At 42.6% G+C, this 21,578-nt stretch carries 26 protein-coding genes; 14 read left to right on the forward strand and 12 right to left on the reverse strand.

All coding sequences use genetic code 11. From position 1 onward, the window contains the following. Positions 1 to 17 precede the first annotated feature (17 nt). Entirely contained in the window at positions 18 to 599 is a 582-nt protein-coding gene (locus MD536_RS10235; protein WP_239598632.1) for an adenylate kinase, read from the forward strand. 62 nt (positions 600 to 661) lie between these two features. Beyond that, entirely contained in the window at positions 662 to 1,117 is a 456-nt protein-coding gene (locus MD536_RS10240; RefSeq protein ID WP_239598633.1) for a DinB family protein, read from the forward strand. Positions 1,118 to 1,321: 204 nt separating this feature from the next. On the opposite strand, the gene MD536_RS10245 is transcribed toward MD536_RS10240, so the two are convergent. The 3 genes from MD536_RS10245 to MD536_RS10255 all read right to left on the reverse strand — a co-directional run bounded on the left by MD536_RS10245 (position 1,322) and on the right by MD536_RS10255 (position 3,370). Further along, a complete protein-coding gene (locus MD536_RS10245) occupies positions 1,322 to 1,642 on the reverse strand; it encodes a LytR/AlgR family response regulator transcription factor (RefSeq protein WP_239598641.1) in 321 nt (106 codons plus the stop codon). A gap of 160 nt (positions 1,643 to 1,802) precedes the next feature. Further along, positions 1,803 to 2,660: a hypothetical protein gene (locus MD536_RS10250; protein ID WP_239598643.1), complete on the reverse strand. Its 858-nt coding sequence runs from the start codon at positions 2,658 to 2,660 to the stop codon at positions 1,803 to 1,805. Between the two features lie 38 nt (positions 2,661 to 2,698). After that, on the reverse strand, positions 2,699 to 3,370 hold the full coding sequence (locus tag MD536_RS10255) for a hypothetical protein (protein ID WP_239598646.1): 672 nt from the start codon (positions 3,368 to 3,370) through the stop codon (positions 2,699 to 2,701). A gap of 128 nt (positions 3,371 to 3,498) precedes the next feature. On the opposite strand from MD536_RS10255, the gene MD536_RS10260 reads away from it, so the two are divergent. Both MD536_RS10260 and MD536_RS10265 read left to right on the forward strand, forming a co-directional pair. Continuing rightward, positions 3,499 to 4,434, forward strand: coding sequence for a ketopantoate reductase family protein (locus MD536_RS10260; RefSeq protein ID WP_239598647.1), 936 nt, complete (start codon positions 3,499 to 3,501; stop codon positions 4,432 to 4,434). Continuing rightward, complete coding sequence (locus MD536_RS10265; protein ID WP_239598649.1) at positions 4,418 to 4,729, forward strand: cupin domain-containing protein; 312 nt, start codon at positions 4,418 to 4,420, stop codon at positions 4,727 to 4,729. Before MD536_RS10260 ends, MD536_RS10265 begins: the two co-directional genes overlap by 17 nt. Here the strand turns inward: MD536_RS10265 and MD536_RS10270 are convergent. From MD536_RS10270 to MD536_RS10290, 5 genes are all read right to left on the reverse strand, one after another. Then, the gene (locus MD536_RS10270; protein WP_239598651.1) at positions 4,719 to 5,207 is read right to left on the reverse strand and encodes a DinB family protein; all 489 of its coding nucleotides are present in this window, start codon (positions 5,205 to 5,207) and stop codon (positions 4,719 to 4,721) included. The two genes, MD536_RS10265 and MD536_RS10270, sit on opposite strands and share 11 nt — an antisense overlap. 598 nt (positions 5,208 to 5,805) lie before the next feature. Next, positions 5,806 to 6,039 (reverse strand): hypothetical protein, encoded by a 234-nt coding sequence (locus MD536_RS10275; protein ID WP_239598654.1) that lies wholly within the window; start codon positions 6,037 to 6,039, stop codon positions 5,806 to 5,808. A gap of 50 nt (positions 6,040 to 6,089) precedes the next feature. After that, the gene (locus MD536_RS10280; RefSeq protein WP_239598657.1) at positions 6,090 to 6,755 is read right to left on the reverse strand and encodes a response regulator; all 666 of its coding nucleotides are present in this window, start codon (positions 6,753 to 6,755) and stop codon (positions 6,090 to 6,092) included. Beyond that, positions 6,745 to 8,436 carry a tetratricopeptide repeat-containing sensor histidine kinase gene (locus MD536_RS10285; protein ID WP_239598658.1) on the reverse strand — a complete coding sequence of 564 codons (1,692 nt, stop codon included), beginning with the start codon at positions 8,434 to 8,436 and terminating at the stop codon, positions 6,745 to 6,747. The genes MD536_RS10280 and MD536_RS10285 overlap by 11 nt, the downstream gene beginning before the upstream one ends. 53 nt (positions 8,437 to 8,489) lie before the next feature. Further along, positions 8,490 to 8,645, reverse strand: a complete 156-nt coding sequence (locus MD536_RS10290; RefSeq protein ID WP_239598661.1) for a hypothetical protein — start codon at positions 8,643 to 8,645, stop codon at positions 8,490 to 8,492. 308 nt (positions 8,646 to 8,953) lie between these two features. Between MD536_RS10290 and MD536_RS10295 the strand changes: the two genes are divergently transcribed. From MD536_RS10295 to MD536_RS10325, 7 genes are all read left to right on the forward strand, one after another. Continuing rightward, positions 8,954 to 9,844, forward strand: a complete 891-nt coding sequence (locus tag MD536_RS10295) for a hypothetical protein (protein ID WP_239598663.1) — start codon at positions 8,954 to 8,956, stop codon at positions 9,842 to 9,844. Next, positions 9,834 to 10,316, forward strand: a complete 483-nt coding sequence (locus MD536_RS10300; RefSeq protein WP_239598666.1) for a GNAT family N-acetyltransferase — start codon at positions 9,834 to 9,836, stop codon at positions 10,314 to 10,316. Before MD536_RS10295 ends, MD536_RS10300 begins: the two co-directional genes overlap by 11 nt. Before the next feature lie 88 nt (positions 10,317 to 10,404). Next, positions 10,405 to 10,776: an iron chaperone gene (locus MD536_RS10305; protein WP_239598668.1), complete on the forward strand. Its 372-nt coding sequence runs from the start codon at positions 10,405 to 10,407 to the stop codon at positions 10,774 to 10,776. Between the two features lie 31 nt (positions 10,777 to 10,807). Next, positions 10,808 to 11,224: an EthD family reductase gene (locus MD536_RS10310; protein ID WP_239598669.1), complete on the forward strand. Its 417-nt coding sequence runs from the start codon at positions 10,808 to 10,810 to the stop codon at positions 11,222 to 11,224. An 87-nt stretch (positions 11,225 to 11,311) separates the two neighbouring features. Further along, a complete protein-coding gene (locus tag MD536_RS10315; RefSeq protein ID WP_239598679.1) occupies positions 11,312 to 11,614 on the forward strand; it encodes a putative quinol monooxygenase in 303 nt (100 codons plus the stop codon). Positions 11,615 to 11,634: 20 nt separating this feature from the next. Further along, positions 11,635 to 12,414, forward strand: a complete 780-nt coding sequence (locus tag MD536_RS10320) for a type 1 glutamine amidotransferase domain-containing protein (RefSeq protein WP_239598682.1) — start codon at positions 11,635 to 11,637, stop codon at positions 12,412 to 12,414. 95 nt (positions 12,415 to 12,509) lie between these two features. Next, positions 12,510 to 13,079, forward strand: coding sequence for a Crp/Fnr family transcriptional regulator (locus tag MD536_RS10325; protein WP_239598684.1), 570 nt, complete (start codon positions 12,510 to 12,512; stop codon positions 13,077 to 13,079). Here the strand turns inward: MD536_RS10325 and MD536_RS10330 are convergent. Both MD536_RS10330 and MD536_RS10335 read right to left on the reverse strand, forming a co-directional pair. Beyond that, positions 13,069 to 13,626, reverse strand: a complete 558-nt coding sequence (locus MD536_RS10330; protein WP_239598685.1) for a helix-turn-helix domain-containing protein — start codon at positions 13,624 to 13,626, stop codon at positions 13,069 to 13,071. The two genes, MD536_RS10325 and MD536_RS10330, sit on opposite strands and share 11 nt — an antisense overlap. Before the next feature lie 221 nt (positions 13,627 to 13,847). Further along, positions 13,848 to 14,633 carry a helix-turn-helix domain-containing protein gene (locus MD536_RS10335; RefSeq protein ID WP_239598687.1) on the reverse strand — a complete coding sequence of 262 codons (786 nt, stop codon included), beginning with the start codon at positions 14,631 to 14,633 and terminating at the stop codon, positions 13,848 to 13,850. A gap of 258 nt (positions 14,634 to 14,891) precedes the next feature. On the opposite strand from MD536_RS10335, the gene MD536_RS10340 reads away from it, so the two are divergent. From MD536_RS10340 to MD536_RS10350, 3 genes are all read left to right on the forward strand, one after another. Then, the gene (locus MD536_RS10340) at positions 14,892 to 15,551 is read left to right on the forward strand and encodes a GNAT family N-acetyltransferase (protein ID WP_239598690.1); all 660 of its coding nucleotides are present in this window, start codon (positions 14,892 to 14,894) and stop codon (positions 15,549 to 15,551) included. Positions 15,552 to 15,553: 2 nt separating this feature from the next. After that, the gene (locus MD536_RS10345; RefSeq protein ID WP_239598693.1) at positions 15,554 to 17,962 is read left to right on the forward strand and encodes an outer membrane beta-barrel family protein; all 2,409 of its coding nucleotides are present in this window, start codon (positions 15,554 to 15,556) and stop codon (positions 17,960 to 17,962) included. A 63-nt stretch (positions 17,963 to 18,025) separates the two neighbouring features. Beyond that, the gene (locus MD536_RS10350; protein WP_239598696.1) at positions 18,026 to 18,277 is read left to right on the forward strand and encodes a TFIIB-type zinc ribbon-containing protein; all 252 of its coding nucleotides are present in this window, start codon (positions 18,026 to 18,028) and stop codon (positions 18,275 to 18,277) included. Here the strand turns inward: MD536_RS10350 and MD536_RS10355 are convergent. Both MD536_RS10355 and MD536_RS10360 read right to left on the reverse strand, forming a co-directional pair. Further along, complete coding sequence (locus MD536_RS10355; protein ID WP_239598699.1) at positions 18,274 to 20,442, reverse strand: peptidase domain-containing ABC transporter; 2,169 nt, start codon at positions 20,440 to 20,442, stop codon at positions 18,274 to 18,276. The genes MD536_RS10350 and MD536_RS10355 overlap by 4 nt on opposite strands. Continuing rightward, a complete protein-coding gene (locus tag MD536_RS10360) occupies positions 20,402 to 21,553 on the reverse strand; it encodes an HlyD family secretion protein (RefSeq protein WP_239598701.1) in 1,152 nt (383 codons plus the stop codon). The genes MD536_RS10355 and MD536_RS10360 overlap by 41 nt, the downstream gene beginning before the upstream one ends. Positions 21,554 to 21,578 lie beyond the last annotated feature (25 nt).

The following is a 21,578-nucleotide window of genomic DNA, read 5'->3' on the forward strand; positions in this document are numbered from 1 at the left end:
CTGAGTTTTTTAACAACATGTTCAATTTAATTCTATTTGGTCCTCCCGGTAGTGGGAAGGGTACGCAGTCAGAAAGACTGATCGCCCGTTATGGTTTAAAACATTTGTCCACCGGTGATTTATTGAGATCCGAGATCGCGAACCAGACCACATTGGGTTTGGAGGCGAAGGGATTCATGGATCGCGGGGAATTGGTACCGGATGCCGTGGTAATAGGCATGATTCGGTCGGCATTGGACAATAACCCGGAGGCCAAAGGATTCCTGTTTGATGGATTTCCACGTACCCAGGCGCAGTCGGTAGCTCTGGATGAGTTGCTGGAGCAGCGCGGGGAGGCCATCAATGTGGTATTAGCCCTGGAAGTGACAGAAGAGGAGTTGGTGAAGCGATTGCTGAACCGCGGGTTGACCAGTGGCCGGACAGATGACGTGAATGAAAGTATTATCCGTGCGCGGATTACAGAATATCATAAGAAGACATCGGCAGTAGCTGATCATTACCGCCAGTTCGGCAAGGTAGTGGAGGTAAAAGGCGAGGGGAGTGTAGACGATATCTTTGATGCCCTCTGCGCCGAAATTGAAAAGCGCAAAGCGGCTTAGGGTTTTTCCGGTCGGGTAAGGCGCCAGCCGTCCCGCCCGGTAAAACCTATAAATCAACTCATATGTCCCCCAAGCTCAGCTTCCTCCTCGAAGACTTCCCCCGTCTACTCAGAGAACTAGACCCGTCTACCCCACCTGCCTGGGGCCAGATGAATGTGCAGCAGATGGTGGAACATATGACAGATGCGGTGTTAGTGGCTGCGGGCAAGATACCGGTGAAGTTGTTAAGCCCTGAGAATCGGTTGCCGCAGATGGTAGCTTTTCTGTTCAGCGAGGATCCCTTCCCTCAGAATTTCAAGAATCCTCTTATGGGGGAAACCCCTGCACCGGTGCGGTATCCAAACATGGAGACTGCGATTACTGAATTAAAGCGGGCCCTGGAAGCCTTCCAGCAGGCCTTTGCTGAGAATCCGGAGCGGGAGATTCTGAATCCTTTCTTTGGTCCGCTGAATTATGAGGGCCAGGTGCAATTGCTACACAAGCATGCGAAACATCATTTAAAGCAGTTTGGGGTGTAGGAAACACAGTTACGGACAAGTATAGAAAGTTATAGTTGTCCGTAACTATGTTTTTTCAGTACCATTCGGCATACTTTCACCGTCCATTCGGGCACTTTCATCTATCCTGTCAGTCATCAGGAACCGAATTTTGATCGTTGTTTGACTGTTGTTTCAACGTTCTGGAAGCATCAGTGAAGCGTCAGTGAAGCGTTCAGGAACTACTCAGCTGGACTTAATAAACTGTTCATTAAAGACAGGGGATAGCGATCTGCTAACAGGAATTCGTTGATCCTGCACCAACAGGAAGTTTTTCCCAACGCCGGTCACCAGGTTAAGGTTAACCGTATAAAAGCGGTGCACCCGATAGAATTGATTCTCCGGTAGCAGCTCAAGGAGGTGTTGCATCGTAATTTTCATCCAGCAGGAATAGGAGCCTGTAATAATTGCACAGTAATCGTCCTTTACCTGAATGAAAAGGATATCATCGATTGGGATTTTGTAGAAGGTGGTTCCATTTTGGAAAGACAGGAACTTGCTCTTCATAAAAAGAGGTTTGGGAATTTCTGGGATGTTTTGCCACAGAAAGTTGCAACAAGTTTTTGAAAAAAAACAGCAACTGAAAATATTCCCGAAACCGTCGAAATTATTCCCGAAAGCGTGGTGTTTATAGAAAAAAAGCTACATAGAAACCACCTTAAAAAAGTTAAAGTTCCGTCGAAATTGAATCAATCAACCAGTTTTCAAAAATTGTAAAATGCATATAAAACAGATTCATCACAGTAGAAATATAATTGTTCCAGCTTACAATTTTTTCTTTTGAATTGGTAATGATATATAGATTGGTGCTATTGTCAAAATAGACAACTGGTTGTCCTTCTTTTAGTTCCCCTTTATAAATTGCACCGGAGCTATCATAATAAAATTGCATACATATATCGTAAAAAACACTGAAGCTTTGTAGACCACCGATAAATGCGAGATTTGTAATATCCAAGCGTTGATAATATTCTTCTCCTTTGAAATTAATTACGAACTCAGGAAATACATATTCAATGTTAGGAAAAGCCGCCCTCTCCCTTGATATTCTCCAGTCTAATTCAAAAGACAAATTATCATTAATTACTCTCTTGCGGTTTCCATTATTACATTTTTTGTAATCAGGCAATAATGAAATAAGTTTTGCATCTATAATACGTGAATACTTCTTATGAATCAGAAAATAGGCAGTAGGGGACTTTTCATTAACCTCCTCTTTCGTTTTACATTCTATTCGATCAAATAAATCATACTCTTTAAAAGATATCGGATTAAGAATTTCCAGTTTTTTTAATCCTAGTGTATCAGGATCGCCAAGATTTGCCTTATGGCCGATAGGTAATTTAAACTCATAAAAATTCTTTATTTCAACCTTCTTTATTAGATCAACTACAGATTTTTCAGAATTAAAGTAGATCTCGTTAAGCGCAAGTGGTACTTGAGGATTCTCCTCCCAAAAAGAAGAAATTCTATTTACATATAATTCAGTATGCTTTTCAATTATTTGATCAATTTTTATATTCATAGTATAACAGATAGATCGATTACCGCTCTAAGATAAGGCTATAAGAAAATAATCTCTTCCAGTTCAGAAGCAGGTCTAAATTCGCTCTTAAAGGTTTTTTTGTAATATAACATTACTGCATAACCCCACTTCCCAAAAAAAGCAGCTTCAAGATTATAGTAATTCAATTCAGTATCTGTTTTAATAATTGATAACAAATACATTGGATTTACAAACAGGCAGGTTTTTAGCACTCCCCATTTCATATCAGACTGATCTTTCATTAAATAATCACCGGCTAAAACAATAAAATGCAGTCTGAAATTGTCCAATTTTCTTTTTGTTTTGATATACTCAAAGATTTCATCAATTACAGTATCAGTTATTTCTATTGAATGGTAGTCCTTGTCTTTATATACATAACTCAGTAAATCTTTTTTTAATTTCTCTTTATTTTTCAACAGATCGTCAATGAGCAATTTGTTATCATGATACCACTGCGTTGCTTCTTCAATTATTGGAAACTCATTGGTTGAAACCCAGTTATCAAATACATTCTTATCCATAATATGGATAGAGTTTCCGAAAGGGTTTATCGGCATGAGCAAATAAGTGCCATCTTTTAATTGGAACAATTGAGCCTTTGTTGCCTCCACCATTAATTGGAATTTTCCTTTCCCTTTTTTCCTCAACTCATTGGCAGCAGCCCAGTCAAGTATCTTATATTCCATAATTATATTTCAGAAGATTGGTTGGCTCACTACTCGTATTGTTGTGATAGTACGAAAATTAGACAATATACACAAGCGGAAAGGGTAATACTAGTTTAGGATTTACTTTTAGCGGGAGATCAGTTAAAATGCAACAGCCCATTTACATAATAGGAGCAGGTGCCATTGGTAAGGCATTGGCGGTATTTCTACAGGAAACGGGTAAGGAGGTACATTTACTTAGAGGAAGCATACAAGATGGTACCATAAGCAGCGAACGCATCAAGGTGGAAATGCCAGATGGGATCTGGCAGGAATCAACCATCACCATAGCAACACTGAATAATTTCCCGGTACTTAACGGGATCATCGTGCTGGCCACCAAATCCTTTGGGAATGTCCGACTTGCCAAGATACTGAAAGCCAAAACGGGAGATGCGCCCATCGTATTGCTGCAAAATGGATTGGGTGTGGAGCAACCATTTATGGATGAGCAATTTCCTGCAGTCTATCGCTGTGTACTGTTTGTAACCAGCCAGCTCATCAATCAACAGACCGTCCGGTTCAAACCAGTATCCGGCTGCCCGGTTGGAATAGAACGGGGAACTATGCAACAGTTAGCTTTTCTTGTAGAACAGCTTAGTACGCCCCTTTTCCAATTCAAGGAGGAGGAAAATATCCAGCCGATCATCTGGAAAAAATCGATTGTAAATTGTGTATTCAATACTATTTGTCCGCTTCTGGAAGTGGACAATGGGATTTTTCACAGAAGTGAGGAGGCGCGTCAAATCGCACGAAGGATTATATTTGAATGTACGACCATCGCAATAACGAAGGGTGTAAACCTGGAGGTAGTTGAAGTGGAAAATAGTTTGTTGCAGATCAGCCGGTTATCGGACGGACAGGAAATATCCACCTTACAGGATATCCGAAATAAGCGGGAAACAGAAATTGAAACATTGAATCCGGCAGTCGTACGAATAGCGGAAAGTCTGGGTATGGGGGAACAGGTAACTGAAACCCGTTTGTTAGGAGACTTAGTGAAATTAAAAGCTGAATTAAATAACCATGGATTTCCAAAATAAAATCGGGCAGGAACAAGCGTTGCGGCAATTAGAGGCGGCAGGCACAACATTCATTACCTTGTTTGAAGCGGGGAAGCTATCGGTTGAAGTATACCGGCCACATTTGGTGGATAAACAACAGCCGCATGACCGTGATGAGTTTTACCTTATAATAGCAGGAACCGGGAAATTCAGGTTACTGGAGAAAGAAACCGATTTTAAGCCGGGTGATTTTTTATATGTGCCGGCTCATGCAGCGCATCAGTTTATTGAGTTTACGGATGATTTTGTAACCTGGGTATTTTTTATTGGGTGAGCGAAAGGAATTTAAGCGTGATCCCTATCTGTCCCAGGTGATATATATCATGATGAATAATACCTTCAAGTAAGAATTCAAATCGTGAACCGCTTACATATTCTTGCTTTAAAAAGGCATCGTCTTTTTCATTAAGAAGAGTAATTAATTCATCATTGCTTGATTCAAAAGCGTCCAATAAATTCTTCCATCCAATTGGTTTGAGCAATTCATTTGATTTCCAGTTATCCGGACTTTCCATCGTAAGTGTATTGGAAATCCCCTTTATTGTATTGATTGTGTATTGCCGCCAAGCGAGCATGTGAGAAACGATTTCAGCAATTGAACGCATCTCTTTTACAGGTTGGATAAAGGCATTGGTTTCATTAATTGCAGATACTTTCTCTTTTAGATTTACATCTGCCCACAACTTGCCATCCCAAATAGCTTTTAGTTGGGCGATAATTCTAGTGAGTTGACTGGTATTGAATTGTTCCATAAACATGAAGTGAAGAAAGGAAGCTATTTCTGTTGTTGAAATTACACTATTCTTTTTCTTGAAAATATTGAACTGGTCTATTCTTATCTAGCACTAAAGATCACCGGAGGAGCAATAAAGATAGGGTCATTATAGGGTTTTCATAGGGTTTTCATAGGGTTATAATTAGGTTAGAAGCCTATTAAAATGCAATCAAATTACTGTGTTTATTCAATAATTATAATATGATTTTGCCTTTATTACTTTACATGCTTCCGCAGAAGGATTAGCTGCCTAATAAACTTGAGTTAACAAAAAAACCACGGAAGGAGGACCCAACCATGGTTGTAAAAAAAGACACCAACTGCTCATAGAATAAGGCGTCTGATAAACTATTTATTTCTCCCAGCCGCAGAGGGTTTTTCGCATTTTACGGGCTTCCTCCAGGGTTACCTGGATGATCGGATGCTTGCAGGCTTTCAAGCCGCGACAATTTTCATTATAGTGGTATTTGGTCGCATTCGGACTATCACACAGATATACGTCCTTCTTCTCAGCACATCTATAACTAGAAAGAACTATGAGTAAAAGACCTAATCTCTTCACAAAAAATGTTTTATTAACTCGTATAACACTCCTTACAGCAATAATAACAGCCAGTGGCTTTCGGATAGTTGAGTTGTGCGGCATTGATGGCTTCCTGGCAAGAAGCAAATTCGCCTAAGGGACTGCTGGTTTTAATCAATGGAGTTTGAACGCAACCTATAGCATGTACCTCATACCTGCCATCAATTTTGGGAGTCGTATTTACATAATAATAGAGCAACATAATCCTGCCTTTAACTTGGTTCAAACATAGGTGAACCGGTTAGCGCTTTCTTACGGGAAACCGTAAAGCCGCTTTTAAATAATGCCCAGCTCCTTGCAGAATCCAATCAGTTGTTCATTCGTGGCGAAGGAATGCTCTTCTCTTAGCAGGCTCAATCTTTTCTCTACACTGCTCAGGCCGGAGGGACGAATATTTTGCTCCTGCAGATACGCAGGGATATCTTTCTGGCGAACGCCATCCGCCAGTAATTTTAATAGCGCGATATCAAAGCTGCTGAACTCAAAAGTGTTTTTGCTATTCAATATTTGCCGCAGGTTCCTTGGAAAATAACGCTGGTTATTGGAAAGGCTTTCCATGGCGAGGCGCAGTTCCCTTGCATCACTCCGGGCTTTCCGTACATAGCCATCCACCTCGAATTTTTTGAAGAGTTGTTGGATGGTAGCGGGTTTGTTTTCCGCTGAAAATACCAGGATCTTTAAATCAGGTTGAAGCACTCTTGCGGCCGGAATGAGTTGGAGTCCGCCCGTAAGCTGTTGAGGTTGTCCATCGTCCTCGAAATACAAATCCGTAATTAACAGATCATAAGAGGGCTTGCGTTCAACCGCCTGCCTGATCTGTTTCAGGGCATCATCACAGTAGTATACATAGTCGATCTGATCAATGCCCAACTCCTCCATCACTTTTTGAATGGAAAGATTGGAGGTTTCATGGTCTTCGGCTATTAATACCTTATTTATCATACAAAGACGCAAATGGCAAGTGAATTTCGATTGTCAGACCGGTTGGCTGATGTTGCCCAAAACTAATACGTCCGTTTAACTGAAAAATCCGGTTTTCCGTATTCTTCAGGCCATTGCCAAACTGGGAGCTGGCAGGCATCCCGATACCATTGTCTGTATAAATGATGTGCAGGCCATCCGGACCTCTCTCAAATTTCACCACCACCAGAGAAGCCTGGCTGTGTTTGCGCATGTTGACCATCAACTCCTGCAGTACCTGGTGCAGATTGTTTTTCGCAGTTGGATGCATAGTTTCCCAACAGCCGGATTCATTGCCTACAATCACAACTTTGGTGGTTTCGGAGGCAAATCCCTTTAATAATTCGTTTATAGATTGCTGATAGCCGGATACAGGGTGGGATTCCTGCCCTTCATAGGAGATATCCCTTGATTTTTCATACAATTCCTCAATGTTGTCCAGCAATTCATTTTTATCCAGCTCTTCTTTGTATTCGATGGTGGTCATGATACGATAGAGCCCATTCGCGACTACATCATGTACTTTCTGCGAGGTCTTTAATTGTTGGTCCCGGAGGGATTGTTCATATTCTAATTGAAGTTGTGCTTTCCTTTTTCGTTGTCTGTTCATTCCAAAAAAAATCAGGGCAAGCAGGCTCACCACCAGGATACCGCCAATTAATTGTTGCCGAAACAGCAATAATTCTTTTTCAGCATTTGCATTTAAGAGCTCCAGGTTTTCTGCTTTGCTTTTTGCTGCTTCATAGCGAATCAGCGCATATTGATTTCTGGCGGTGTTGCGCGCAGTTTGCAGGCTATCCGATAAGCGCATGAAGGTTGCCGCATATGGCTTTGCCTGATCAGGAGCCGCTAAAGGGATGAGTTTCTGCAGCGCTTGTAGTTGATCATCGGCACTATTCAGCTCTTTGGCTATCGCGTACATACGGGAAGCATAGAACAAAGCAGAATCAGGTCGGGTTGCGGAATAATAATCAGCCAGGTGCGAATAACCGGCATTTAATCCCCATTGATCTTTTTCAGCATTGCGTATCTGAAGCGCATTCCAAAAATCGGGTAATGGATTAAAGTTTTTATTTTGTAGCCAGCGGGTTCTGGCCAGGTTGGATTGCACCCTGGCCTGGTTAACCGGATTGGAGGTGGTATCATTTTGAATGGCGGTAAGCAGCTCTATTGCTTTCGCATAATCACCCTGTTTCTGGTAGGCTACTGCCAGGTTGTTACGCGCAATATTTTTAAAGTTCGGATCGGTTGTCAGTTCAATGGTTTGCTGATAATAGAGAATGGCATCCACATAATTGTCCAGTTCAAGGTTGTTAGAGCCCAGCAGGTTATACACCGCCTGGTAGTAGGGACGTTTGTCTTCGGTTTCATCTTTCAGATAACCCAGGGCAGCCAGCAGGGATTCAATGCTTCCAAAATAATCTCCGGCATTGTGCTGGATGATGGCCATATAATTCAATGCGGAAGCGATTTCCAGGGAATCGGTGGATTGGGTGGCTACTTCATTGAAATAATAAAAGGCGGAATCGGGTTGCGTGTTGAGCAAATCCATCGCGGTAGAAAAATCAATATCCGCAACAGGATCTGGTGCCGGATTGGGTTGACTACAACCAACCAACACTACGATTATCAGGAAAAGGCATTGAAATCTTGACAGCAACATGGAACAGGAAAAATAAAAAAAATAAGGCAAGCCTGCACTTGCCTTATTGGATCTTATCCCTTGCCTTTTGGAGGGGGCGGTGGAATATGTCCGGTTTCTCCTCCGGTATCGCTGGTAGTAACTACACCCGGATCATCATGGATGGGATCGTTTACGGGTTGAGTCGAGGAGGCCAATCCCAATAGGAGGGATATCAATATGTAAAACATTTTGATTAAATTTTGAAATGATGGAAACTTGTACCTAAGCCCAGGAAGCGCTTCCTGGAATTGTTGGGAAGTGGGTGAGAGCAGGAACTGTGGCGACCGGAAAACTGCTTCCCAGGTCAATGATCCGATACCACCGAACCGACTCTCTGAAATCAATGCTGTACAGAAATCCAATTAGCCAGAAAGGAATCAATTGATTTCAGGATCGAAAATAATTGGCGATACTAGGCTGATTATCAAATGATTCCGATAATTCCGGTAATTCCGATGAGATTCCGAAAATTCCAATCAATCAGCTATTTTTCGATATGTTTTCTGATTACACCTACCTTATTCTTGACGAGTACTATACCAAACTGGGGCAGAATAAGCTCCCACCGAGTCTGCTGCATCTTCGTCCGGCCAGGTTAAGAGACGAGTGTTTGAAAGTTTGTGAAGAGCGATTTCAACCCCGCGATCTAAAAACACTGCGTGATTTTTTCGGCGTTTTTGATGGAAAGGAAGAATGCTTAAAGCTTATCGAGCGGATTGATGTAGATAAGTTCAGGCCGCTGATCAATTATCTTAATGGAGATACAGAATCCACGAATGAGAAAAATATTGAGCTGCTGGCCTGGCTGATTGATTTCCAGCCGAGGCCATTTGAGCTGGGAAGGAAGTATGGAAGACGGGAGGATGGAGGAAAGGAAGAGGGAGGAATGGAAGATGGACCATTGCAGGTTGCGGCTGAGGTACTACCATGGACAAGCACAGCACCACTTGAACTTGCTGGTATGTTGCCCAGGAAAAAAACCGGACTATTAAAATGGGTAATCCCCGGGGCAATAGCTGTTGTTACTGTTACTGGTTTCTCTATCATGAAACTCAGGGAGAAGCCACCAGCTATACAAACTTTTGTAGATACCTCAACTTCTTGTATGTACTGGACAGGGGAAGAGTATAAAGCAGTGCCCTGCAATGCACGTCCGGGTACTGCAACCATAATTGCGCTTGACACTTTTCAACTAAACCATTTTAGAAAGGTGATGCAGATTGATACAATTACACTAAGATCTGTCGGCAAGCTCTGGTATTTAAAGCGCAATAATTTTCCGGAAATTTTTACTGCTCCGGGTAATCATCCTGAAGAACTGAACAAGCAACTGAGACCGCTTTCAGCTTATATGATTAAGAAATACATTCTTAAAAATGATAAATGAACTTGCTATATCCCTTCGGCCAACAACTATAGAAGATTTAGAATGGCTCTTTCAATTTCAGTTAGATCCTGAGGCCAATTATTTAGCAGCATTTATTTCAGGTGATCCGGCTGATAAAACTGCCTATATAAATAAGTATCAAAAATTGTTGTCCGACCCTACTATAAATAACCAGACGATCCTGGTTGGTAATGTCATAGCCGGAAGTATTGCCAAATTCATGATGCAGGGAGAAGCGGAAATAACGTACTGGATTGACCGAAAATGTTGGAAACAGGGCATTGCCACTCAGGCACTACAGCAATTTCTACAACAAGAACCCAGTCGGCCATTGCATGGAAGAACTGCATTCGATAATATTGGCTCACAGCGCGTACTGGAGAAATGCGGATTTGTAAAGATTGGAACAGATAAAGGTTATGCGAATGCCCGACAAGCAGAGATTGAAGAATATATATATCAGCTTGTATAAGTGTTGTCGCAATGCCCCATTGCCTATGTCGCATTTAGCTAAGCTGCCGATATCAAAAAGTTCTTAGACTTGGAAAAATAGTTAGCGAATGTCTATTCCAGAAGAAGTTGCTGCCTATTTCCTGAAGCTGCCAGAAAAGGATCGTCAAGCATTAGACGCAATCAGCCAACAAATTCAGGAGCTGGTACCCACTGCGCAATTAAAGTTAAGCAGAGGAGTTCCCTTCTTTTATTACAAAGGGAAAAGAGCTGTCGGGTTTCGGTCCAGCAAAACCCATTTGTCTTTTTTTATCATGGAGGGAACAGTTTTGAACAGATACAGAAAACTATTCGCGGCCTATGATAACTCCAATACGGTAATCAGGTTTCAACCTGAGAGGCCGCTGGATCCGACCATTATTGAAAAACTGGTGCTGGCAAGGATTGAAGAAATCGATGCAAAAAGCGATAACAAGAAGTGATTCATTTTATACTTTCAAAATACCAACCATTATGCGCCTTACCTACCTGCTCCTGCTGTTGACATTTTCAACCTTGTTCAGCTGTAAAACAAGCCAAGTCCCACTGCAAGCACTTCCTGAAAAAGGAATGATAAAAGTTGCCATTCTTTATCCCAATGAAGAAGGAAAGACCTTTGACATGGACTACTATGAAAAAACACATATGCCCATGATGGCCAATTTTCTGGGAAAGAACCTGAAATTTTATGAAATTGATAAGGGCTTAGCCGGCAGAACAGCCAATGACAAGATTCCTTTTATCGCTATTGGTTATTTCTATTGTTACAATATGTCTGAATACAATGAAGCCATTGCAAAAAATAGAACTGCTATTGTCAACGATATACCGAAATACACCAATATTCAGCCAATCGTACAGATAAGCGAGATACGCTATTTAAGCAAGTAATGTGATCTACATCACACCATTTTTTTGACCTAGGCCCTTTTGCAGCCCTGTATGGGTTCGGAACTTTGTGGAATAAAATTCAAGCACATGAATACATCCACAGAAAGAAGGGTTATCCTGGCACGTTACAAAGTACCTACTGCCAACCTGGATAAAGTGAAGGCACTCCTTTTGCAACTGCAATCCCTATCGCTTCAGGAAGAAGGTTGCCTGGTTTATCAACCGCACCAGCCAGTTGATGACGCTGGCACGATTGTATTGTATGAAGTGTATAAAAACGAGGCGGCGGTTCAGGCACATCGCGACAGCGATCATTTTCAACAACTTGCTTTGGGTCAGATTGTTCCCCTGCTGGAATCAAGGGAGGTTGAAATCCTGAGTCCCTTATAACAACTAAAATTCAATACAAAATGAACTTGTATAAACCTATGCTACTGGCAGTAGCCAGTTTGGCTATAGCCCTATCGGGTAGTGCACAGTTATCTAACAGAAAAGAAAATAAAACAGAACATATGAAAAAGAAAATTCTATTTGTGCTGACCAGTCATGGTGTGAAAGGCAGCACCGGTGAGCCAACCGGATTTTATCTCAGTGAAGTTTCCCATCCCTGGGAAGCATTAACAAAAGCGGGTTATGAAATCGATTTTGTAAGTCCCAAGGGTGGCAATCCCCCGGTGGATGGTTTTAACCTGGAAGATCCGGTGAACAAAGCCTTCTGGGAAAACAAGGAGTACCGGAATAAATTGGAACATTCAATGAAGCCATCTGAAGTAGATCCGGCAGCCTATATAGGCATCCATTATGCTGGCGGACATGGAACGATGTGGGATTTTGCCGACAATACGGAGCTGGCTGCCCTGGCAACAAAGATTTATGAGAAGGGAGGTGTAGTGAGTGCCGTTTGTCATGGTCCCGCTGGACTGGTAAATATCAAACTCAGCAATGGCCAATACCTGGTTGATGGCAAGCGGGTGAATGCTTTCACCAACGAAGAAGAGATCGCCGTAAAACTGGAAAATGTAGTGCCCTTTATGCTGGAGACTGTCCTGATTGAGCGCGGTGCAAGGTTTGAGAAATCCGGACTTTGGCAGGAGCATGTAACCGTGGATGGCAGATTGATTACTGGTCAAAATCCCCAATCAGCTAAAAAATTAGGGGAAGAAGTGGTAAAGGTTTTGGCTACATTATAAGGTTAACGAATACTCAAATCACACCGGGAGCTTTCTATCGGTGTGATTTGTTTTACATTTATGGCTGTGCTCCTGTTGTAAAGCTGTTTATCATTATGCAAGCCCTGTTCAGAGAACATATAGAGCGAATTACCCCCTTAACGGATACTGAATTTGACTACATCTATGGGCATCTGAAAACAAAAAAGTTGAAGAAACACCAATTCCTGGTGCAGGAAGGAGATCGGGTAATCAATGATCATTTTGTGATCAAAGGTTGCTTAAAAGCCTATCTGACGGATAACAAGGGAAAGGAACATATACTGCAGTTTGCCATGGAAGACTGGTGGATCTCCGATTACCAGGCACTCATCAAAGAAACACCGGCAACCCTGACGATTGACTGTATTGAAGATTGTGAGTTACTTACGCTTTCATTGCACAACAGGGAGAAATTGTGTAGTGAAATGCACAAGATTGAGCATTTTTTCAGGCAGAAACTCACCAATGGGTATGTTGGGCTACAGCAACGCATTCTATCCATGTTGAACAATACTGCCAAAGAACGGTATGATATGTTACTTGCCAGCAATCCTGCTCTTTTTCAACGGGTTCCCAAACAACTCATTGCTTCCTACCTGGGTGTTACCCGCGAAACCTTAAGCAGGCTGGCAGCTACCCGATGAGTACCTGGTGCTGCTGTACCGTTTCCCTGTATTTACCCGGCGTGCGTCCGGTGAATTTTTTGAATTGAGCGGCCAGGTGGTGAACACTACTGAAACCGGTTTCAAATGCGATGTCATTGAGTGTCAGGTTGGTGCTCCTTAATAATTCCTGCACCTTCTGCATGCGCAGATCCAGAAAATAATGTTCTACTGTAGTGCCTTCCGCCCTGGCAAACTGTTCGCTCAGGTGTCCAAATTCATAGCCCAGGCGCCTTGAAATAAAGGTGGAAAGTTTTTGACCCTGTGCATCTATCCCGAGATGGAGGAATTCGGCAACTGCTTCTTTGATATGCTCGATCAGGCGGGCAGAACGCCCCTGCATCATTTCCAGTCCGAGTGAAGCTAACACTGATTGCAATTGATCAGCCAACTGTGGCTGGATGGGTTCTTGCAACTCGATTTTACCCAGGCTCACTTCAGCGTCCCGGATTTCGAGGGTTTCAAGGGTTTGTTCTACCATCAACACACATCGACCACAAACCATATGTTTTATCAGCTGGACGTACATGCTTTTATTATTTAAAGTACTGATCGATTATTGTAAAAACGATAACTGTCAGGCGAATGGCCATCAACAAAAAAAGGCCTGCCAACATTTGCCATTCCCAGGAGCGGTTTAAACGAATTTTTTTCATGTTTCGAGTTTTATCCTGCAAAACAAGACTTTTCTGGTGCGATTCGCTTGAATAAACTGGCTACCGGCTTGAATAAACTAGCTATTTTCCAGGCTTAGAAAACGACCATATAGAATTGCGACTTGAATGCCGCGTAGGAGGAAGGTTGCGCGCCGAACATCTGAGCAAAGGTGCGGGAGAAATGCGCCGGATCTGAGAACCCGGCTTCATAAGCAGCTTCTTTGGAAGATTTCCCCTCAATAAATGCGCGGGTTCCGGCTGCCAGTCGCTGCCATAAAACATATTGCCTCAACGGCACGCCCATCTGCTCCTTAAACAAATGCAGAAAACGGTGTTCAGAAAGATGAACGTTCGATGCGAGGGTAGCTGCTGAAATTGATCCGGCAATCTCCTCACGGATACGAATAAGCGTAGTTGCAATTCTTTCATCCAATGGTGGTTCGGCAGGAGGATTGCCCAACAGGGTATTATAAATAAAATTCATCCTGTCCTGGAAAAGTTCATACCGCTCCAGCTTCTGCTGTCTCAGCTCCTGAAGTTCACCCATGAGCGGAGTTATTTCTTCGGTTGTGAAGTGCCGGATGGCTGCTCCTTTTAATAATTCCTCCTGTACAACTTTACCCTTGCGGGCATCCGGCATAATGCAGGCCGTCAACTGCCATCCTTTAAAATCTTTCAGACTGTGCGGAACATTGCTATTTATGAGAACAGCAGTTGTTTCTTTCCAGCCATCGTTTTCAGTCCACACAGAAAAGGGATTACCATCCAGTGAACAGGTAAACTGAATTACCGTATGCTGGTGTACTTCCGCCACGAGGTGTGCTGATACCAGCATCATGTGAACGGGGCATAAATACATCGCGGCTCTGAAGGAATCCATTGCTCTTGTTTGGTCTGATAAAAATAGAATATAAATCAATCCCTTCAGGATGTAAAAGCAAGGGCTCTGCCTCGGGATAGCTTTGCACTATCAAATCACAATCATTAAAACAAAAACAATGGAAACAAAAAACAAATGTACCTGCGGCGATAATTGTCCTGGTAAAAGCTGCACCTGCGGTTGCGGTGGCTGCTAATCAAATCCGGGAGGAGCGGCTGAACTGCTCCTCCCTTTTCCTCAACACTAAATATTCTCAACATGTCATTATATACTTATAATACAAAAGATGCACTGCCGGATTTACCTTCTATAGCAGGTCTGCATATAGAGGTATCAACCGATATCAACCTTTTAATGGAACTGGGTGAGATTTCCCGGAAGGCAGTTCTGGATCGTTTTGCCAACAATCATATTGCATTTGTTGCATTTCTGAATGGGGTGCCGGCTGCGTTTGGATGGATGGCCAGAAGCCAGGCTTTTATTGGAGAATTAAATCAACTGATCGAATTGCCTGAAGGGAATCGCTATCTCTGGAATTTCAGAACAGTAGCTGCTTTTCGTGGCAAAGGGATTTATCCGGCGCTATTGCAGTTTATACTGCAATATGAAGCTGCGTGGGCGGATCAATTTTGGATCATCCACGCGCCTGAAAACAGATCATCCAGAAATGGTATAGTTAAAGCAGGGTTCACTTATACAGGAAATCTGTTTGTGCTTCCAGGCGGCGGCACCGGTTTTAAGTCAGGGCATCTAACTATTGATAAAACGCACCTTATTCAATCCATGGGATTTACCCCAACACAACAATACGAAGCCAGTTGCTGGAATTGCAACAGTCCCTATCTGAAAAACAGAAGTGCAAGCTGCTGTTGCGAATCAAATAATCAATTATGTAAATCACAACTAATAACAGTATAAAAATGAAACAACTAGTTTTTACAACCGCGTTGGTTATACTGCTTTGCGCAGCAACCATGGCGCAGCAAGTAAGCGGTACCGTTACAGATAAAACCGGTAAAGCATTGGATGGAGCTACCGTAACCCTGATCAAAGCAAAAGATGATGCTATAGTTAAACGCACTGCATCTAAAATGGGTAAGTTTGAGTTTGCTGCTTTTGAAGCAGATAGTTTCCGGGTATTGGTAAGTTATACGGGATTTGAATCTGCAAATTCTCCAGTATTTTTTGCAGGTAAGGACCCGGTTGTGTTAGCTCCAATACATTTGGCAGAAATCTCTGCAGCTCTTCAAACGGTTGTTGTAACAGCCCGAAAACCAATGGTAGAAGTAAAAGCAGATAAAACAATTGTGAATGTAGAAGGTACAGTGAATGCAATCGGATCAAACGGACTTGACCTCTTACTCAAATCACCTGGAGTGGTGGTAGACAATGAAGATAAGCTCAGCCTGAATGGTAAATTGGGTGTGCAGGTTTATATTGATGGCAAACCGAGTCCGCTTAGTGCACAGGATCTTGCCAACTATTTAAAGTCGTTGAATTCTGCACAGGTGGAAGCGATTGAACTAATTCATAATCCGACAGCGCAATATGAAGCCGCAGGCACAGCGGGCATTATCAATATCCGGCTGAAGAAAAACAAATCCAACGGTTTCAATGGAACCATTACAGCCGGCATGAGTAGCGGCCATTATATCCGACATGAACAGGGGTTGTCTATCAATTATCGCAATAACAGAGTCAATCTGTTCGGTATGTATAATGGTACTGCAGGAAGTACGGGAATGGATTTTAATTTGTACAGGGTGATACGCGATACGGCTTTTGATCAGAAAAGTAAACTCGAGTTTAAGAACCGCAATCAAAGTTTTAAAGCGGGACTGGATTATACCATCAGTAAAAAGAGTGGTATGGGCGTACTGCTGAATGGGAGTTTGGCAACACCGACTTTGGAAAACTTTACCCGAACACCCATCCTGAGTTTGAGCAATTCGAAAGCGGTTCGCATTTTGAATGCAGCCAATATCAATGAAATGGATAACAGGAACCTGAATACAAATTTGTGGTATAGTTATAAAGATAGTGTGGGAAGAAGTCTGATGGTAAATGCAGATCATGGTTATTATAAATTGGAGCAGCAGCAATGGCAACCAAATCAGTACTGGGATGCCGAAGAAAAAGAACCACTGCATACAATCAATTATCGAATGGAGAGTCCGACTAGCATATCTATCTATTCCTTAAAGGCCGATTACGAGCAGGCTCTGGGCAAAGGGCGCCTGGGATTAGGAGGAAAAATAGGTTATGTAAATACGGATAATATTTTTGATCAGTATCGTGGTTCAGATGAGCAGTTGAACTGGGACAGTTCAGGCAGCAGCAGGTTCAAGTATACGGAAACGATTAAAGCATTGTATGCGAAATACAGCAGAGAGTTTACGCGGTATGGAATTCAGGCGGGACTAAGAATGGAGCATACCTCCTGGGAAACGGAGTTGTCTGGAACAGGACGGGAGCGCCGGAACTACCTGGATTTTTTCCCAACGCTTTCCATAAACTATACAGCCAGCAGCAACCATAAACTGGTACTGGCATATAACAGAAGGATTGACCGGCCGGTGTATAAAGATTTAAATCCATTTGAATACCGGATTAATGAATATACTTTTCACAGAGGCAGTACCAATCTGCAGCCACAATACAGCAATACGATCAGCCTAACCCATACATTTAAGCAGCGATTGAATACTTCACTCAGTTACAGTCATATCAGTGATGTAATTGGACAGGTGGTGGATACAGCATCGGGAACGAAAGGGTTTTTGTCCAAACGGAATTTGTCTACGCAGAACCTGGTGAATCTGAACATTAGCTTTCCTTTCCAATACAAAGCCTATAGTTTGTATGTGAATCTTAATAGTTATTATACACAATTCAGGGCTTCTTATGGGGAGGGCCGGGCAATCAATTTGAATCGATGGGCATCTAATATTGTCTTACAGAATACGATTCGTTTGGGTAAAGGTTGGAATGCAGAACTGAGTGGATTTTATACCACTCCCAGTATCTGGCAGGGAAGTATGAAAGCCGATGCTATCTGGAGTATGGATGCAGGGCTTCAAAAGCAGGTATTGAATGGGAAAATGAGTATACGCGCATCCGTTAGTGATTTGTTTAATACGCTGAAGTTTAAAGCGCAGTCTGATTTTGCGGGTCAGCAGATCTGGGTAATGGGCAAGCAGGAAACGCGTCAGTTTAAATTGTCGTTGAGTTATCGGTTTGGGAATAATAAACTGAAAGCTGTTCGTCAGAACCAGGGAGGAGCAGAAGAAGAAAGCAAGCGGGTTCAAAGCAGTGGGTTGTTACATTAATTATAACATTTTGAAAAAGTTAAACCCATGATTTTTACCGAAATTAGATATAAATAAGAGCTTATGAAATGTCCGACTTGTAATGTAAGCCTGGTTATGACAGAGCGAAGTGGGATTGAAATTGACTATTGCCCGGACTGTCGCGGGGTTTGGCTCGATCGGGGAGAATTGGATAAAATCATTGAACGATCTTCACAAACACAAGCTCCAAGTACCCGGCAGCCGGAGTATCCGCCCAAGCAGCATTATAAATCAGATAAAGACTACCCATACAAAAAGAAAAAAGGTATTTGGGACGATCTCTTTGATTTCTAAAGATGTAAGGTGCTAGCAGCATGATAGTCCCATAATCGGGCATAGTGACCCTCATTTTCCAGCAATTCAAAATGATTTCCCTGCTCAACTAATTTGCCTTTACTAAGCACCAGGATTTGATCGCAGTGCTTTATGGTACTCAACCGGTGTGCTATAACGATAATGGTTTTACCCTGGGCTTTAAACCAGCCCAGGGTTTCCTGTACCTTTTGCTCACTGGCCGGATCCAGGCTGCTGGTTGCTTCATCTAAAATAAGAATTTCCGGATTTCGATAGAGTGCCCGGGCAATAGCCAGTCGTTGTTTCTGTCCGCCTGAGAAATTGGTGCCCTGTTCAACCACTATGCTGTTATAGGTATTGGGCAGCTTTTCAATAAACTCATCTATCCCCAATAGTTTAGCCAGGAATAAAATGCGTCCCAGATCCGGTTCCGGATCACCTATCGCAATATTCTCTATGATGGTTCCACTGAACAGATCTATGTGCTGAGGCACCACGGCTACCAGTTTCCTAAGACTGCGGTTACTGATGTATTGCAGATCGAGTCCGCCTATAGTAATAGTTCCACCCTGTAAAGGATATAAGTTCTGCAGTAAGGAAAGCAGGGTTGATTTACCGCTGCCACTTTCTCCAACGATGGCTGTGCTGGAACCTTTTTTAATTTGGAGATTTAGGTCACTAAACACAGAACTCCGGCTACCATATCGAAAACTGAGCTCCTTACATTCAATATCTCCTATTTGATCGCGACTCAATTCCATTTTGTTTTCATTCGTTGCTTCTGTTTCCAGGTCAATGATTTCAAACAATCGATCCGCTGCAATCAGGGCATCCTGGATGCTTCTGTTGGCAGTGATCAGTGAGCTGGCCGGACCAGTAAAATAACCGATCAATGCATAAAAGGACAAGAGTTCACCGGTTGAAAGTTCATTGCTGATTACAAAAAAACTTCCTGCCCACAAGAGAAGAATGGTAAAGAAGCGGGTAATAAATTCCGACCCTGTTCCTATATACAACGAGTACATACTCATTTTATAGATGGTTTGCAGGAGGGTCAGAAATCGGTCCTCGGTTTTTTCATTGGTGAAGCGTTCCAATCCGAATCGTTTGATGGTGCCGACTGCATTCAGGCTTTCCACCATCTGGCTTTCCAGCTCAGCACTTTCTTCCATCAATCGTCTTTGCCATTTCTTGTTGACCTTGTTGGTGATCCAATAGAGAAGCAGGTAAAAAGGGATAATCGCCAACATAAGCAGTGCCAGTTTCCAGTAGTAGAAGAACATGAGCAGGATGCTGAAAACAACAATCAATCCATTCACGATAAAACTGAGTGCAACGCTGTTGATAAACTCCCTGATCTTGACCGCATCGTTTACCCTGCTGATAATTTCACCTACCCGCATGGTATCGAAAAATCGTTGAGGCAGGTGAAGCAAATGTTTGTAGTAGCCCATTATCAGTCGGATATCAATCATTTGGCCAGTTTGCAAACCAAATACGGTTTTATATCCACCAATAATTAGTTGAAACAATAGAATCGCAATCATACCAACACTCAGGAGATTGAGCAAGCGGATATTACCTTCTACCAAAACAAAATCAACGATCTTCTGCAGGTAAATGGAAGTAGATAAACCAAGGATGGTGTAAATAACTGCACCAATCAATGCCTGCAGCATGATACTTAGGTGCGGATTAATCAGGTTCCAGAAACGCTGCACTTTACTGATCCTGTGTTTGCCTGTAACAAAATTGGTCCCGGGCAAAAGCAATACCAACACACCAGACCAAATCTCCTTGAATTTATTCAGGTCCAGCTTGTGAAATGCACCGTCGCCAGGATCCATGTAGACAACAGAATTTTTTGATACCTTATAGATAACCACATAGTGATACAAACCACTCTTCAGAATTATATGAGCAATTGCTGGAAGAGGTATACCAGAAAGATTGTCAACCTGGCCTTTTGCGCCTTTAGCCTGAAAACCGAGGCGTTCTGCAGCTTCAATCAATCCGAGTACATTGGTGCCGCGTTTATCTGTACCCGCATACTGCCGGATTCTGCTAATCGGGTACTGCAATTTGTAGTGCATGGAAATAGAAGCCAGGCAGGCTGCTCCACAATCACTGATATCCCGTTGTTTTATTTTTACCCTTCTCTTCATATCCTCTCTCACTTTTTGACAAAACCGGCGCCGTTGGATTAAGCCAGTCGTCCACTTTATCAAATAACAATTGCCATAAGGTGCGTTCTGCCACCACAAACCTGGACTGGAAACTCAGTCCTTTTTTCAGTTCACCGCTGTATCCATTTTTAAGCACCAACCGGGTAGTATCAAAACTGCACCTGACTTTAAACACTGGACGATTTTCAATGATGGAGAAATCATCTGCGATGTAGACTACCTTACCAGTTAGCATACCAAAATAGTTGTAATGAAATGCATCAATTTGAAAGCGGGCAGGCAATCCGACTTTCAGCAATCCCACATCCTTTGCAGTAACATAACATTCCCCCACCAATCCTCCTATTGGAGAAAGTAAACAAATGGTTTCCCCGCTTGAAATGAATCCACCCTTGTAACGGGTATTGATGTTTTGAACTACACCTGAAACAGGCGCATAAATAAAATGATTATTAGTTTCTGCTTCCAGCTGTTTCTTATGAACAGCAAATTGTGCATTCTCCTGCCTGTATCGTTGTAGGTCTAATTGCCAGTTGCTCAGTTGTTCAGTTTTATACGCATGATAGGTGGCGGCCAGGGTTTCTGCTTCGATCTCTTTATCAAATTGTTCTTTTGGAGCAATAACCTTGTCTTTTATCAGCTGTTGATTGATTTCCTGTTCGCGGTTGACCTTTCGGATGGCTGCTTCCAATCTTTCTAATTCAAATACTACCTTGTTTAATTGTTGCCGGTAGAGGGGAGATTGCAAGGAAAGGGTTTTCAGATCCGGTGAGGAAGTCAATCTTTCCAGATCACGTATAAACAGCATTCGCTGGCTGAATTCAAAATCCTGCTGAACTTGTTTAGGCTGGGTGATTTCATTTTTCAGTACAGCAATCAGTTGTCCTTTGTCTATGCTATCCCCTTCTTTAACAAGCAAAGAGTCGATTGTTCCGGATAGTACAGGCTTTACTTCTGTGCGTTCATCTACCGGCCTTACAATTCCCCTGGCAGTAACAGACACGGTGGTTTTAATAAAAGGTAAGACCGCAATTGAAAGGATCACCAGCAGCAGGATCAACCGATAGATGGCGGAGCCGGATGGGTTCATGCCAGTCAGTTTAGATGTTATGTAC

Origin of the sequence: Flavihumibacter cheonanensis, assembly GCF_022352215.1 — a bacterium.
GTDB classification, from domain to species: Bacteria; Bacteroidota; Bacteroidia; order Chitinophagales; family Chitinophagaceae; genus Flavihumibacter; species Flavihumibacter cheonanensis.

Coding starts and splice junctions, on each gene's coding strand:
- MD536_RS10235 (WP_239598632.1), top strand. CDS start 18: ATGTTCAATTTAATTCTATTTGGTCCTCCCGGTAGTGGGAAGGGTACG.
- MD536_RS10240 (WP_239598633.1), top strand. CDS start 662: ATGTCCCCCAAGCTCAGCTTCCTCCTCGAAGACTTCCCCCGTCTACTC.
- MD536_RS10245 (WP_239598641.1), bottom strand. CDS start 1,642: ATGAAGAGCAAGTTCCTGTCTTTCCAAAATGGAACCACCTTCTACAAA.
- MD536_RS10250 (WP_239598643.1), bottom strand. CDS start 2,660: ATGAATATAAAAATTGATCAAATAATTGAAAAGCATACTGAATTATAT.
- MD536_RS10255 (WP_239598646.1), bottom strand. CDS start 3,370: ATGGAATATAAGATACTTGACTGGGCTGCTGCCAATGAGTTGAGGAAA.
- MD536_RS10260 (WP_239598647.1), top strand. CDS start 3,499: ATGCAACAGCCCATTTACATAATAGGAGCAGGTGCCATTGGTAAGGCA.
- MD536_RS10265 (WP_239598649.1), top strand. CDS start 4,418: ATGGATTTCCAAAATAAAATCGGGCAGGAACAAGCGTTGCGGCAATTA.
- MD536_RS10270 (WP_239598651.1), bottom strand. CDS start 5,207: ATGGAACAATTCAATACCAGTCAACTCACTAGAATTATCGCCCAACTA.
- MD536_RS10280 (WP_239598657.1), bottom strand. CDS start 6,755: ATGATAAATAAGGTATTAATAGCCGAAGACCATGAAACCTCCAATCTT.
- MD536_RS10285 (WP_239598658.1), bottom strand. CDS start 8,436: ATGTTGCTGTCAAGATTTCAATGCCTTTTCCTGATAATCGTAGTGTTG.
- MD536_RS10290 (WP_239598661.1), bottom strand. CDS start 8,645: ATGTTTTACATATTGATATCCCTCCTATTGGGATTGGCCTCCTCGACT.
- MD536_RS10295 (WP_239598663.1), top strand. CDS start 8,954: ATGTTTTCTGATTACACCTACCTTATTCTTGACGAGTACTATACCAAA.
- MD536_RS10300 (WP_239598666.1), top strand. CDS start 9,834: ATGATAAATGAACTTGCTATATCCCTTCGGCCAACAACTATAGAAGAT.
- MD536_RS10305 (WP_239598668.1), top strand. CDS start 10,405: ATGTCTATTCCAGAAGAAGTTGCTGCCTATTTCCTGAAGCTGCCAGAA.
- MD536_RS10310 (WP_239598669.1), top strand. CDS start 10,808: ATGCGCCTTACCTACCTGCTCCTGCTGTTGACATTTTCAACCTTGTTC.
- MD536_RS10315 (WP_239598679.1), top strand. CDS start 11,312: ATGAATACATCCACAGAAAGAAGGGTTATCCTGGCACGTTACAAAGTA.
- MD536_RS10320 (WP_239598682.1), top strand. CDS start 11,635: ATGAACTTGTATAAACCTATGCTACTGGCAGTAGCCAGTTTGGCTATA.
- MD536_RS10325 (WP_239598684.1), top strand. CDS start 12,510: ATGCAAGCCCTGTTCAGAGAACATATAGAGCGAATTACCCCCTTAACG.
- MD536_RS10330 (WP_239598685.1), bottom strand. CDS start 13,626: ATGTACGTCCAGCTGATAAAACATATGGTTTGTGGTCGATGTGTGTTG.
- MD536_RS10335 (WP_239598687.1), bottom strand. CDS start 14,633: ATGGATTCCTTCAGAGCCGCGATGTATTTATGCCCCGTTCACATGATG.
- MD536_RS10340 (WP_239598690.1), top strand. CDS start 14,892: ATGTCATTATATACTTATAATACAAAAGATGCACTGCCGGATTTACCT.
- MD536_RS10345 (WP_239598693.1), top strand. CDS start 15,554: ATGAAACAACTAGTTTTTACAACCGCGTTGGTTATACTGCTTTGCGCA.
- MD536_RS10350 (WP_239598696.1), top strand. CDS start 18,026: ATGAAATGTCCGACTTGTAATGTAAGCCTGGTTATGACAGAGCGAAGT.
- MD536_RS10355 (WP_239598699.1), bottom strand. CDS start 20,442: ATGAAGAGAAGGGTAAAAATAAAACAACGGGATATCAGTGATTGTGGA.
- MD536_RS10360 (WP_239598701.1), bottom strand. CDS start 21,553: ATGAACCCATCCGGCTCCGCCATCTATCGGTTGATCCTGCTGCTGGTG.